Here is a 12,665-nt window from a genome sequence, read left to right as displayed (position 1 = left end):
GCCACGCCGGGAGAACCGGCTTGAAGAACGGGAGTGGGCCCGGCGCGACTTGAACGCGCGACCTACCGCTTAGGAGGCGGTTGCTCTATCCACTGAGCTACGAGCCCGACGATCCTGAGGGTACCAGTCGATCCCCTCGGTCCGGCGCAAGGTGAAGCCGGACCGAGGTGGCCTTTTCCTGAGTGGTTCAGGAAGAGGTGGGTCTCAAGCCCTGTGCGACTCCCCGCGCCAGGGGATGACATACGCCGTATGCCCGGTATCGCCCCTGCCCTCCTCGATCGGTTTCTCGGCGAAGCCGATGCCGTTTCCGCGCCCGGAACCGGCGGGCCGACATGCGGTGTCCCGAATAACGTTTCAAGGCGTGACGAAGCCGATTTCGCCGACCACACGTTTCGCGCGGGGGCGCGCATGAGCCCGCCGAACCCGCGGACGGTTCAGAGGCGGTAGCGGCTCTTCAGGTGACGCCAGAAGTCGCGCAGCATCCATCTGTCGAACTCGGTGATCCGGGTGGCGCTGCCGGCCAGCATGATGAAGCCCTGCCTGCCGTCGAGCGGGTCCCAGTCGTAGAAGTCGTCCAGGCCGTAGGTGTGGCCGATCTCGTGCAGCAGCACATGGATGTTCTCGGTGTTCAGGTTGCTCATGAAGTACTCGGAGCCGATCCGCTGGCCCCAGTCGCCGCCCGCACCGCCCTCGAAACCGCTGGTCAGCCACAGCGAGTGGTCGTAGTGGCGTGACTTCCCGCCGGCGCACCCGGAGTAGTCGCCGTTCTGGTGGAAGAAGCGGCCGCACGGTTCACCGCACTGCGGGGCGTCCTCGCGGATGTCGTTGACGTAGATGTCGACCGAGGTGTCGGTCCACTCCAACTGGGCCCGGTCCCGCACGGCCCACCCGACCACCTTGACCGGAACCTGCTGGTACGGCCAGCTCTCCCACCCGGTGAGCTGGTCCATCCACTTCTGGTACTGCTTCTGCAGCGTGGCGTGCACGGCGTCGCGCTGGGCGGCGGTGACGCGCTCGGGCGAGTCCCAGCGAACGCAGTAGTTGACGCTGCCGCCGTTCGCCATGATCTGGTCCCAGCCGTAGTTCTTGAAGCCGTACAAATCGCCGTAGGTCTCCTCCTGGTGCCGCCAGACCGCGGCGAGCGGTCCCGCCAGTGTGGACGGCGGGTTCCACGAGCCGGTGGAGGCCGGCGCGGGGATCGTCGAGGGGGTGCCGGTGGCGGCCGGGGTGGCCGCGTGCGCGGTCTGGAGCGCCGCCACGGCCGACAACGCGGCCACGGCGCAGGCCGCGATCCACGCGATACGTCCCTTCCGTAGTTCCGGGAACAATGCGGGCCTTTCCGAGAGAGGCGGAGGTTGTCTCCCTGGTAGTGGCCGTTGCCGCCGGAAAGGTTGGTCACCACCGGCGAGTTTTCCGGGATGTGACCGTGGGTCTACGATTAGGCGTCCGTACAAAAGCGAACAATGAACGGCCGGGAAATCCTCGATCCCGTACCGCGTCCAATGCCTTTCCGTTACCTTTCCGAGTGTCTTTCGTCATCAGCGTTACCTACGCTGCGGCGGATCTACTTCGTTCGGAGGGCCCTACCTCGATGCGTGATTACATACGCAGCGTGGGTGCCGCCGGACGGTCTCTCCCGGTACCGCGAACCCCCGCAGGGTTCCGTGCGCTGGGTGCTGCCGTCATGGCCACCACGCTCGGTCTCAGTCTCACCGGTCCGGTCGCCGCGGCCACCGATGTGCCGTTCATCAGCGAAATCCACTACGACAACACCGGCGCCGACATCGGTGAGTCCGTTGAGATCGAAGCCCCCGTCGGGTACGACCTGAGCGGCTGGAAGCTCCACCTCTACAACGGCAACGGCGGCGCCACCTACACGCCGACGGCCACGCTCAGTGGTGTGGTGCCGGCTTCCGGTGTGGTCGTGCAGACCTACACCGCCAGCGCCGGCCTGCAGAACGGCTCTCCGGACGGCATCGCGCTCGTCAAGCCGGACGGCACGGTCGCCGAGTTCCTCAGCTACGAGGGCGTCATCACCGCGACGAACGGCCCGGCCGCCGGCCTGACCAGCGTCGACATCGGAGTCTCGGAGCCGGACACCACCGCTGCCGGCCAGTCGCTGCAGAAGATCGACGGAGTCTGGAAGGCCCCCGCGGCGAGCAGCTTCGGCACGCTCAACACCGTGGTGAAGCCGGAGGAGCCCGAGGAGCCGGAAGAGCCCGGCGCCGGCTGCGCCACCGCGGTCACCCACACGATCGCCCAGGTGCAGGGCACCGGTGCGGCCACCGGCGTGGCCGGCTCGACGGTCACCGTCGAGGGCGTCGTCACCGCCGACCACCGCACCGGTGGCTACAACGGCGTCTACATCCAGACCGCCGGCAGCGGCGGGGATCGTCCGGTCGCCGCCGGCACCGCGTCGGACGGCATCTTCGTCTACATGACCTCGACCGCCGCGAACCACGCGGCGGTGGCCGTCGGTGACCTGGTCCGGGTCACCGGCACGGTGAGCGAGTTCAACGCGTTCACCCAGATCACCATCGGCGCGAAGACCGACGTGCAGGTCTGCTCCTCCGGAGCCACCCTGCCGGCGCCGGTCGCGCTGGCCCTGCCGCTGAGTGACGATGCCCGTGAGTCCGCCGAGGGCATGCTGGTCGCCCCGGTCGGCGCGTTCACCGTCTCGGACGTCTACAACATCAACCGGTTCGGCGAGGTCGCCCTCGCCGCCGGCAACGACCCGGCCCGGATCCCGACCGACGTGGCCCGGCCCGGCTCGGACGCCGCCAAGGCGGTGAAGGCGGCCAACAAGGCCGGCCGGGTCCTGCTCGACGACGGCCGGACCACCAACCTGGCGTCGGCCGCCCTGCCGCCGCCGTACCTCTCGAAGAACGAGCCGCTGCGTGTCGGCGACACGGTCGAGAAGTTCGGCTCCAGCGTCCTGAGCTACGGCTTCAACGAGTGGCGGATCCAGCCGTCGACCCCGGTCGACGCGAACACCCCGGCGGTGTCCCGCACCTCGTTCAAGGCCACCAACGCGCGGACCAGCGCGCCGGCCAACGTCGGTGGTGACATCAAGGTCGCCAGCTTCAACGTGCTGAACTACTTCGTTCACTTCGGTGGCGAGGCGCGCGGCGCGACGACCGAGGCGGCGTTCGTCAAGCAGGAAGCGAAGATCGTCTCGGCGATCACCGCCCTGGACGCCGACGTGATCGCTCTCATGGAGATCGAGAACTCGGTCCGCTTCGAGGCGACCGAGACCCAGCTGGCGCTGAAGACCCTGGTCGGCAAGCTCAACGCGGCTGACGGCGCGGGCACCTGGGACTACGTCCGGTCGCCGGCCGAGCTGCCGGCGGCGGCCCAGCAGGACTTCATCACCAGTGCGATCATCTACAAGCCGGCCGCGGTCACGCCGAAGGGCGCGTCCAAGTCGATCAACGACGAGACGGTGTGGAGCAACGCGCGCGAGCCGATCGCCCAGACCTTCACCTCGGGCGGCATCGACTTCACCGTGGTGGCGAACCACCTCAAGTCGAAGAGCGCCTCGGTCCCGCCGGCCGGCGACAACGTCGACACCGGGGACGGGCAGGGCTCCTACAACGGCGACCGGGTCCGCCAGGCGCAGTCGCTGGCGACCTTCGTCGAGGGCCTCGGCACCGAGAACGTGATCCTGCTCGGCGACTTCAACGCGTACGGCCAGGAGGACCCGCTCCAGGTCCTCTACGCCAAGGGCTACACCGACGCGCACCACACGTTCGCGCCGGACAAGTCCTCGTACGTCTTCGGCGGGGAGTCCGGTTCGCTGGACCACGCGCTCGTCACCGGCTCGCTCGCGAAGCGGATCACCGGCGTCGACATCTGGAACATCAACTCCGTCGAGTCGATCGCCTTCCAGTACGACGGCTTCGGACCGTTCTTCGACAGCGGCCCGTTCCGGTCCAGCGACCACGACCCGGTGGTCGTCGGCCTGGAGACCGGCCTCGCCGGCCCGGTCGACCTGCAACTGCTCACCATCAACGACTTCCACGGCCGGCTCGAGTCGCCTGCCACCGTCAACGGCCAGGCCGTCGGTGGCGCCGCTCAGCTCGCCGGGCTGGTCGACCAGCTTCGGGCCGCGAACCCGAACACCGCGTGGGTCTCGGCCGGTGACAACATCGGCGCCTCCACGTTCATCTCCGCGATCGACAGCGACAACCCGACGATCGACGCGCTGAACGCGGGCGGCCTGGCCGTCTCCGCGGTCGGCAACCACGAGTTCGACCTCGGCCTGTCCGACCTGCTCGGCCGGGTCAGCGACCGGGCCGACTTCCCGCTGCTGGGCGCGAACGTCTACAAGGACGGCAAGCGGGTCCTGCCCGGCTACGACGTGCAGAACCTGGGCGGCGTGAAGGTCGGGTACATCGGTGTCGTCACCGAGCAGACCGGGTCGCTGGTCAACCCGGCCGGCATCGTCGGTGTCGAGTTCCGTGACCCGGTCGCCGAGGCCAACACCCTGGCGGCAGAGCTCTCCGACGGCAACGCCGCCAACGGTGAGGCCGACGTGCTGGTGCTGCTCGCCCACGAGGGCGCCGCGACCGAGAACATCGCCTCGGCCGAGGCCCTGCAGGCGGACCCGGTCTTCGGCAAGTTCACGCAGGTGAGCGCCGAGATCGACGCCATCCTGACCGGCCACACCCACCAGCCGTACGCCTTCCAGGTCCCGGTTCCCGGGGTGCCCGGCAAGACCCGTCCGGTCGTCCAGGCGGAGGACTACGGCGAAAAGCTGGGCAAGGTCGTCCTGACCTACGACCCCGCCGGCGGCGACGTCACCGCCTCCACCTCTGAGCTGATCACGGTGGCCGGCTACCCGTCGAACACCGCGGTCGCCGGCATCGTGGCCGCGGCCAAGACGAACGCCACCGAGCTGGGCAAGCGGCCCCTGGGCAAGATCTCCGGGGACATCATGCGGGCGTACACCGCCGCGGGCGCCGAGAACCGTGGCGCCGAGTCGGCCATGGGCAACTTCATCGCCGACGTGCAGCTCGACCAGACCAGCAACGCGGGGCGTGGTGGCGCGCAGATCGCCTTCATGAACCCGGGTGGTCTGCGGGCCGACCTGAAGTACGGCACCGACGGCACGATCACCTACTCGCAGGCCTTCGCGGTCCAGCCGTTCTCCAACGACGTGGTGACCCGGACCCTCAAGGGCTCGGCGATCAAGGCGGCGCTGGAGGAGCAGTGGCAGCCGGCCGGGGCCGCCCGGCCGTACCTGCACCTGGGTGTCTCGAAGGGGTTCACCTACTCCTTCGACGCCAGCCGTCCGCAGGGCAGCCGGATCATCGCTTCGTCGATCAAGCTGAACGGGGTCACGCTCGACCTGAACGGCGACTACCGGGTGACGACGAACTCGTTCCTCGCCGGTGGCGGGGACAACTTCCCGTCCCTGGCCAGCAAGGTCGGCGTGGTCACCACCGGTGACAACGACCTGACGATGCTGGTGAACTACTTCGCCAAGAACACGCCGATCACCGCGGACACCAAGCCGCGTGCCACCGCCGGTGTCCTCGACGCCACCGCCCCGACGGGCACCTACGCCCTGAACACGGCGGCGATCTGGCCCGGCCAGGCGGTGACGCTGACCGAGTCCGTGCTCGACGACGACGTCAGCGACAACTCGAAGATCACCCGGGTCGTCAACTGGGGCGACGGCAGCGCCGCCGAGACCCTGGCGGCGGGCGCCACCACCGCGACGCACACCTACGCCGCGGCGGGCAGCTACCCGGTGACCGTCACCCTGACCGACGAGGTCGGCAACAGCGGCGCGGCCACCCTCACCGGCGCGTCCACCGTGGTGGTGGCGGCGCAGTCCGGCACCTTCAAGCTGGACAAGCAGTCGATCTGGGAGTCGCAGTCGATCACCCTGGCCCTGAGCGGCGTCACCGGCGCCACCGAGGTCTCGGTGAACTGGGGCGACGGCACCACGACCAGGGCCTCGGTGAACAACGCGACCGTGTCCCACGCGTACACCAAGCCGGGGATCTTCACGGTCAAGGTGACGCCGGCGAACCCGTCGGGTTCCGGCAAGACGGTGACGGTCGGCGGCGTCCTGGTACTCAAGGACATCTTCGACCCGCAGATCCGGCTGACCGAGCCGCGCAACGAGGAGCGGGTGTCCTCCTGGCAGACGCTCACCGGCACGGTGTCCGACAAGGGCGCCGGCGCCGCGTACGCGAAGGCCAAGGTGGTCCAGGAGCGTAGCGGCAAGTGGTACTACTACGCCGCCGGCACGTGGACCAAGGCGAGCTCGGAGCGGGACGCCGAGGCCAAGGCCGCGGTGCTCTCCGCCACCCTGGACGCCAAGTGCGGCTGGAGCATCGCGCTCACCGGTGTCGAGCGTGGCAAGCTGCGCATCAGCTACTGGGCTGAGGACCGGGCCGGCAACGACTCCAAGGTCCGCGTCCACACCGCGCGAGTCACCAAGTAACAGCACGGGTCACCAAGTAACAGCACGGAGAAGGGCCCTCGCCGGTAGGCGAGGGCCCTTTCGTGTTCCGCTTCCGAACGCCCGGCCTACCAGTCGGACGACCTGTTCGCCACGTCATACGGCCGGTGCCCGCGCGCCGGCCGTATCACCGCCGGTAACCGGTATCTTGATCACCAGCGGGAGGTGGAGGGACGGATGGGCGCTCGAACGAGTCGATCCTCATGGATTGTTCTCTTCACCGGACTTGCGGTTTCTGTCCTCGGTGTCGTCCTGTTCCTCGCCGGCAGCGTCGGCTGTGCCGGCACCGAGATGCATGTCGGCAACCAGTGTGTCACCTACGGTGACGGCTGGGAGGTCGCTCGCCCGCCGGACCGGCGCAGTGACGTCCAGCGCCTCGCGGCCCTGACCGCCATCGGTCTCGGCGGCCTGCTGACGGCGGCCGGTGGATGGCTGTTGTTCTTCGCCGACCGGTCGGCCCGGCCGGCCACCGGCGTCGGCGACCGGATCGAGCTGGCACGCCGGCAGGGCTGGCAGTTCGTCGACGTCGACCCGGAACTGCTGACCGACTGGAAGGACACCCCCGACTTCGGGGCGGGCCAGCCGGCGTTCGCGGTGTTGCGTGGCCTCTACGGCGATCTGGACTTCGTCGTCTTCGACTTCCGCAAACCGGACACCGGCGAGTTCGCCACCGCCTGGATCGTCTACCTGCCGCACCCGTCCCGGATGTTCGTCGAGTGGGCGACGGCCCAGGAGCCGCTCTATCGCCGTCCGCTCCACATGGTCGGGGTCCGTGCGGACGCGGTCGTCGAGATCGGCCGTGAACAGCACCGCTCCACCGAGCCGGACAGTGTTCTGCGCCAGGTCCGGGCCCTGGCCGAGATCATCCACCGGTTCGAGGCCCGGGCCTCGGCCGGTTCCTGAAGCCTCGGCTGGTTCCTGAGCTGTCGAGAGGGCCCTCAGGCCTGACGAAACGCCTTCTCGGCGCGCTGCTTGCGCAACCGGTAGACCGCGGCGCCGAGGGTGATGACCGTCCAGACCGCTACGATCGAGGCGGCGATCCACCAGCCGACCGCTCCGAGCACGATCGCGGCGACGGCGATCACGGCGGCGACGATGAACAGTGGTAGCGGAGGGCGAGTGGTTGACGACACGCTGAAGTTTCCGCCGCCCATCCGGGCACAGAAGTCGGGGTCGTCGCGTCGAAGCTGCCGTTCGAGCTGAGCCAGCCGCCGGGTGTCCTCTTTGCTGAGCATGTTCGCCACCTTCCGGTCCGCCTCGCCGGTGAAGCATGGATCGAGAGTGGGCGATCCCGATCAGAGCCCATTGTTACCTCTGAGTTGCCCCTGTGATACGCCTTCGTGTGCCGAATTTTCGGTCCGTTCCGTTCCGGACAGCCAGACCTGTTGAAATCCTCCGACATCGGGTATAACGGTCCGGTTGATCAGGAATGACGCGGGAAACACCCCGCCCGCCGCACGCTCACCCTGGCGAGGGCACCGACTCCATTTCGGATCAAAACCTCCGTGGGGTACGGCCACACTTCCCCCCACCGCACCGAGATCGTTCCCCGCCTTCGGCGGCTACCGCGCTCCATCCGGCCGTCACGCCGAAGCGGGCGGCCCCCGATTCGGGAGCCGCCCGCTGTCCAGCCGGGATCAGTCAGAGGGCGCGGCGCTTCGCCGAGGCCGCGGCCAGCCGCTCCAGCACGCTGACCGTGGCGTCCCAGCCCATGCAGGCGTCGGTCACGGACTGCCCGTAGGTGAGCTCCCCACCCAGGTCCTGCCGGCCGGGCTCCAGGAAACTCTCCAGCATCACCCCGCTGATCGCCCGCTGACCGGCTTCCATCTGCTGCGCGATGTCCTCGGCCACAATCGGCTGCCGGTTGTGGTCCTTGCTGCTGTTGCCGTGCGAGCAGTCAATCACCAGACGCTCCGGCAGGCCGGCCTTGCGCAGCAGAGCCAGCGACGACTCGACGTCCGCGGCGCTGTAGTTCGGCTTGCCGCCGCCACCGCGCAGCACCAGGTGGCAGTCGGGGTTGCCGGTGGTGTGCAGGATCGCCGGGGTGCCCGAGTAGTCGATGCCGGGGAAGACGTGCGTCGCCTCGGCGGCCTGGATCGCGTCGACCGCGGTGGAGACACTGCCGTCGGGACGGTTCTTCATGCCGATCGGCATGGACAGGCCGGACGAGAGCTGACGGTGCACCTGCGACTCGACGGTCCGGGCGCCGATCGCACCCCAGGCCACGGTGTCGGCGATGTACTGCGGGGTGATCGGGTCGAGGAACTCCACCGCCACCGGCAGGCCCCGCCGGACGACCTCGAGCAGCAGCTTGCGGGCGATCCGCAGGCCGGCGCCGACGTCCCCCGAACCGTCCAGGGCCGGGTCCATGATCAGGCCCTTCCATCCGACCGTGGAACGCGGCTTCTCGAAGTACACCCGCATCACGATCAGCAGGTCGCCGCTGAGGCGCTCGGCCTGGAGCGCGAGACGGTCCGCGTATTCGCCGGCGGCCTCGGGGTCGTGCACCGAACACGGGCCGACGACCACGATCAGGCGCTGATCTCGGCCGTTCAGCACGTCCTCGACCTGCTTACGGCCGGCCAGCACGGTGTCGTGCAACTCGCTGGTCAGCGGCAGCTCGTGGTGCAGCAGGGCCGGGCTCATCAACGGGACGACCTTCTCGATCCGCTGGTCACGGACGCGCTGCACCTCTGGGGCGGTCATAGCGATTCTCTCCTTCGCCGGCGCCGCCTTCAGGCGTGAGCCGGCTTGCTCGTGGCAAACAAAAAGGCAGCGACGTGGTCGCTGCCTCGGCCGGCTCTGGCGGGTGTCTCAGGACATGCGGTCATGGCCCGAGGCACCGGCTTGAGCCGGCCTCGTAAACCAATAAAACGACCACGTGTGAGACATGCCCGCCAGCATAGCCACTTCAGGCAACCGGATGCAGCATCTGCGGCTGCTGTTCAGCTATTGGGACGATCGGAGGCGGCCCGACCGGCAGCATCACGGTGAATACGGTCCGGCCCGGCTGGCTCTGCACACCCACCTTGCCGCGGTGCGAGGTGACCACGGCGTGCACGATCGACAGGCCGAGACCGGTGCTGCCGGCGGCCCGGGAACGGGAACTGTCGCCGCGGGCGAACCGCTCGAAGATCCGGGCCACCAGATCGGGCGGGATGCCCGGACCGTCGTCGATCACCTGGATCACCGCGGCGTTCGGCACCGAACCCACCTTGACCGTCACGGTCGACCCCTCCGGCGTGTGCGTACGCGCGTTGGCCAGCAGGTTGGCGAGCACCTGATGCAGCCGGGCGCCGTCACCGATCACCGAGACCGGTTCGTCCGGGAGATCAAGCTGCCAGTAGTGGCCCGGGCCGGCGGCGTGCGCGTCACTGATCGCGTCGACGGCCAGCATGGTCAAATCCACCGGGTCCTGGGCGAGCGGCCGGCCGGCGTCCAGGCGGGCGAGCAGCAGCAGATCCTCGACCAGCGCGGTCATCCGCTTGGCCTCCGACTCGACCCGGGTCAGCATGTGCGCGATCTCGTCGGGGACGACCTGACGGCTGCGGCGGCTCAGCTCGGCGTAACCGCGGATCGCGGCGAGCGGGGTGCGCAGCTCATGGCTGGCGTCCGCGACGAACTGGCGGACCTGTGTCTCGCTGGCGTGCCGAGCCTCCAGGGCGTTGCCGACGTGATCGAGCATCCGGTTCAGGGCGGCGCCGACCTGGCCGACCTCGGTGCGCGGGTCGGTGTCGGCCTCGGGGACTCGCTGCGCGAGCCGCACCTCTCCGGCGTCGAGCTTCAGCTCGGACACGCGCGTCGCGGTGGCCGCCACCCGATCCAGGGGCTGGAGGGTGCGGCGGACGATGAGCGCCCCACCCCATCCCGCGATCAGCAGCGACCCGGCGATCACGCACCCGGTGAAGGCGGCGACCTGGAGCAGGGTGGAATTGACGTTCTTGAGGGAGATTCCGATGTACTGGATCCTGCCGTCGGACTGCGTCTTCGCCATCACCCGGTACTCGGACAGCTCGCCACCGAGGTCCACGTCGGCTGCCTCGCCGTCCGGCACGACCTCGTCCTTCATCGCGGTTTTCGCGGCGTCGGAGAGGTCGTCGAACTTGTTGTCATCGCTGCCGGAGGCGGGGAAGCGCACGATGCCACCGGTGACGGATCCGTCGGTCTCCACGGTCATGATGACCGAGTCCTTGAGGCTGCCGCCCGGCGGCTTGCCGTTGCCGAAATGGGTGGTTTTGTTCGGGCTGGGGCCCTTGCCCCCGCTCGGGTAACGCACCCGGTTCGACATGTCCCGCAGTTCGTTGTCGATGGTCTTGTGCAGCGAAGTGTAGAGGTAGAGCTCGGCGGTGCCGCCGACGACCAGGCCCAGCACGGCGAGCAGCGCGATCATGATCGTGACGATGCGGGTGCGCAGGGACCAGCCCGCCGGGTCACGCCAGCGGGCGGGGCGCCGGGTGCGGGCCGAGGCGGCAACAGGCATGGTCAGTCGGCCGGCTTGAGCACGTAACCGGCGCCGCGCATGGTGTGGATCATCGGCGCCCGGCCGGCGTCGATCTTCTTCCGCAGGTACGAGATGTAGAGCTCGACCACGTTCGCCTGCCCTCCGAAGTCGTAGTTCCAGACCCGGTCCAGGATCTGCGGCTTGCTCAGCACCCGGCGCGGGTTGCGCATGAGATAGCGCAGCAGCTCGAACTCGGTCGCGGTCAGCGTGATCAGGTCGCCGGCGCGGCGTACCTCGTGCGAGTCCTCGTCGAGGGTGAGGTCGCCGACGACGAGCTGCGACTCGGTGCGCATCGGGGAGTGCCCCATCCGGCGCATCAGGCCCCGCAGCCGGGCCACCACCTCTTCGAGGCTGAACGGCTTGGTCACGTAGTCGTCGCCGCCGGCGGTGAGGCCGGTGATCCGGTCTTCGACGGAGTCCTTGGCGGTGAGGAACAGGACCGGCACCTCGGGTGACTCGCCGCGCAGGCGGCGCAGCACCTCGAGCCCGTCGATGTCGGGCAGCATCATGTCCAGGACGACGGCGTCGGGGCGGAAGTCGCGGGCGGTGCGCACGGCGGTCATGCCGTCTCCGGCGCTCCGCACGTCCCAGCCCTCGTAACGCAGCGCCATCGAGAGCAGCTCGGCCAGGGTCGGTTCGTCGTCCACCACGAGGACCCGGACCGGGGTCCCGTCGGGCCGGCGGAGCTCGCTGCTGGGGTCTGCGTTCGCCATCGTCATGCCCCTACTGTGGCGCCTGACGCTCAGCGCCGGCTTTCCGTTTCCTGTGTAGCAGCTGTGGGCCTGACTCGGTGACGTCACGGGGGCCGCACAGTTCCCGCACATGCCTGGACGCCATGGTTTTCGGCATGGGGAATCCGGTTCATGAGGATCCGGGCGAGCGGAGTGGCGGGACAGACCTGTAGGGGAAAGGGGACATACTGCCTTTATGGTGCTTGGGCGGCGACTCGTGGCGGTGTTCTCCGCACTCGTCCTGATTCTGCTCCCGCTGATGCCGCCGGCCTGGGCCGACTCGGAGCCGCGCAAGCCGGAGCGCGCCGAATGGGTTTCCGAGCCGCACGAGCTCCCCGGCGGCGGGCTGAGCCCGATGCTGCTCGCCGCCATCGGCGGATACCTGCTCACCGGCGGCCTGGCGCTGTTGCTGCTGCGCCGCTGAGCGAACCCGGCCATCAGCAGCGCTGATGCCGGGCTGAGCACTGGCTGACCGGGTGGCCGTTCACCCGTTTGTCGCGCACCTCAAGACGGGGAACACTCGATGTTGAGGCGTTGTTGTGCAAGCGTTGGTCAACGTCGCGGTGCGAGTGTGAGGAGCGTGCACGTGGATCTTCTCGAGGACTACCGCAGGGCCACCTTCTTCTTCGAGTCCGGCGACCCGCTCGGCGCCGCCCGGCTGCTCGAACCGATAGTCGAGGCCGAGCCGCACAACACCGCGGTCCGGCAGCTCCTGGCCCGCGCCTACTTCAACTCGGCCCAGCTCAACGGGGCGGAAACCCAGCTACGGGTGCTGATCGACCATGATCCGTCGGATCACTACGCGCACCACGTGCTCGGCCGGACCCTGGAGAGGGCCGGCCGTTTTCGTGAGGCCCTGCCGCACCTGCGGCTGGCCGCCGCTATGAAGACGCAGACCGACTACCAGGACGCCGTCCGCCGGGTCGAGACCTGGCTCGGCAAGAACACCGCGGCGTAG

General features: G+C 68.9%; 9 protein-coding genes and 1 tRNA gene. 4 read left to right on the top strand and 6 right to left on the bottom strand.

Going from position 1 to position 12,665, the window contains the following annotated elements:
* Positions 1-34: 34 nt before the first annotated feature.
* Together QLQ12_RS08630 and QLQ12_RS08625 are read right to left on the bottom strand one after the other, a co-directional pair.
* Positions 35-107, bottom strand: a tRNA-Arg gene (locus QLQ12_RS08630).
* A gap of 327 nt (positions 108-434) precedes the next feature.
* Positions 435-1,277: a hypothetical protein gene (locus tag QLQ12_RS08625; RefSeq protein WP_282758439.1), complete on the bottom strand. Its 843-nt coding sequence runs from the start codon at positions 1,275-1,277 to the stop codon at positions 435-437.
* Positions 1,278-1,684: 407 nt separating this feature from the next.
* On the opposite strand from QLQ12_RS08625, the gene QLQ12_RS08620 reads away from it, so the two are divergent.
* Positions 1,685-6,457 carry an ExeM/NucH family extracellular endonuclease gene (locus QLQ12_RS08620; protein WP_282758438.1) on the top strand — a complete coding sequence of 1,591 codons (4,773 nt, stop codon included), beginning with the start codon at positions 1,685-1,687 and terminating at the stop codon, positions 6,455-6,457.
* Between the two features lie 195 nt (positions 6,458-6,652).
* Positions 6,653-7,378, top strand: a complete 726-nt coding sequence (locus QLQ12_RS08615) for a hypothetical protein (protein ID WP_282758437.1) — start codon at positions 6,653-6,655, stop codon at positions 7,376-7,378.
* A 35-nt stretch (positions 7,379-7,413) separates the two neighbouring features.
* On the opposite strand, the gene QLQ12_RS08610 is transcribed toward QLQ12_RS08615, so the two are convergent.
* The 4 genes from QLQ12_RS08610 to QLQ12_RS08595 form a co-directional block, all read right to left on the bottom strand.
* Complete coding sequence (locus QLQ12_RS08610) at positions 7,414-7,710, bottom strand: DUF3040 domain-containing protein (protein WP_282758436.1); 297 nt, start codon at positions 7,708-7,710, stop codon at positions 7,414-7,416.
* Between the two features lie 406 nt (positions 7,711-8,116).
* Entirely contained in the window at positions 8,117-9,181 is a 1,065-nt protein-coding gene (locus tag QLQ12_RS08605) for a 3-deoxy-7-phosphoheptulonate synthase (RefSeq protein ID WP_282758435.1), read from the bottom strand.
* A 205-nt stretch (positions 9,182-9,386) separates the two neighbouring features.
* Entirely contained in the window at positions 9,387-10,955 is a 1,569-nt protein-coding gene (locus tag QLQ12_RS08600; protein WP_282758433.1) for a sensor histidine kinase, read from the bottom strand.
* Between the two features lie 2 nt (positions 10,956-10,957).
* A complete protein-coding gene (locus tag QLQ12_RS08595; RefSeq protein ID WP_282758432.1) occupies positions 10,958-11,695 on the bottom strand; it encodes a response regulator transcription factor in 738 nt (245 codons plus the stop codon).
* Between the two features lie 208 nt (positions 11,696-11,903).
* Here QLQ12_RS08595 and QLQ12_RS08590 point away from each other — a divergent pair, with 208 nt between their 5' ends.
* Together QLQ12_RS08590 and QLQ12_RS08585 are read left to right on the top strand one after the other, a co-directional pair.
* Complete coding sequence (locus tag QLQ12_RS08590) at positions 11,904-12,131, top strand: hypothetical protein (protein WP_282758431.1); 228 nt, start codon at positions 11,904-11,906, stop codon at positions 12,129-12,131.
* A gap of 162 nt (positions 12,132-12,293) precedes the next feature.
* Positions 12,294-12,665, top strand: a complete 372-nt coding sequence (locus tag QLQ12_RS08585) for a tetratricopeptide repeat protein (RefSeq protein ID WP_282758430.1) — start codon at positions 12,294-12,296, stop codon at positions 12,663-12,665.

It is taken from the genome of Actinoplanes sandaracinus, assembly GCF_030009775.1.
Lineage (GTDB): Bacteria > Actinomycetota > Actinomycetes > Mycobacteriales > Micromonosporaceae > Actinoplanes > Actinoplanes sandaracinus.
The sequence above is the reverse complement of the archived record's forward strand: the minus strand, read 5'-3'. Positions and strand labels throughout refer to the sequence as shown.

Bases quoted from the DNA above. Each gene is read 5' to 3' on its own strand.
- QLQ12_RS08620 (WP_282758438.1), top strand. From the start codon at position 1,685: ATGGCCACCACGCTCGGTCTCAGTCTCACCGGTCCGGTCGCCGCGGCC.
- QLQ12_RS08615 (WP_282758437.1), top strand. From the start codon at position 6,653: ATGGGCGCTCGAACGAGTCGATCCTCATGGATTGTTCTCTTCACCGGA.
- QLQ12_RS08610 (WP_282758436.1), bottom strand. From the start codon at position 7,710: ATGCTCAGCAAAGAGGACACCCGGCGGCTGGCTCAGCTCGAACGGCAG.
- QLQ12_RS08605 (WP_282758435.1), bottom strand. From the start codon at position 9,181: ATGACCGCCCCAGAGGTGCAGCGCGTCCGTGACCAGCGGATCGAGAAG.
- QLQ12_RS08600 (WP_282758433.1), bottom strand. From the start codon at position 10,955: ATGCCTGTTGCCGCCTCGGCCCGCACCCGGCGCCCCGCCCGCTGGCGT.
- QLQ12_RS08595 (WP_282758432.1), bottom strand. From the start codon at position 11,695: ATGACGATGGCGAACGCAGACCCCAGCAGCGAGCTCCGCCGGCCCGAC.
- QLQ12_RS08590 (WP_282758431.1), top strand. From the start codon at position 11,904: ATGGTGCTTGGGCGGCGACTCGTGGCGGTGTTCTCCGCACTCGTCCTG.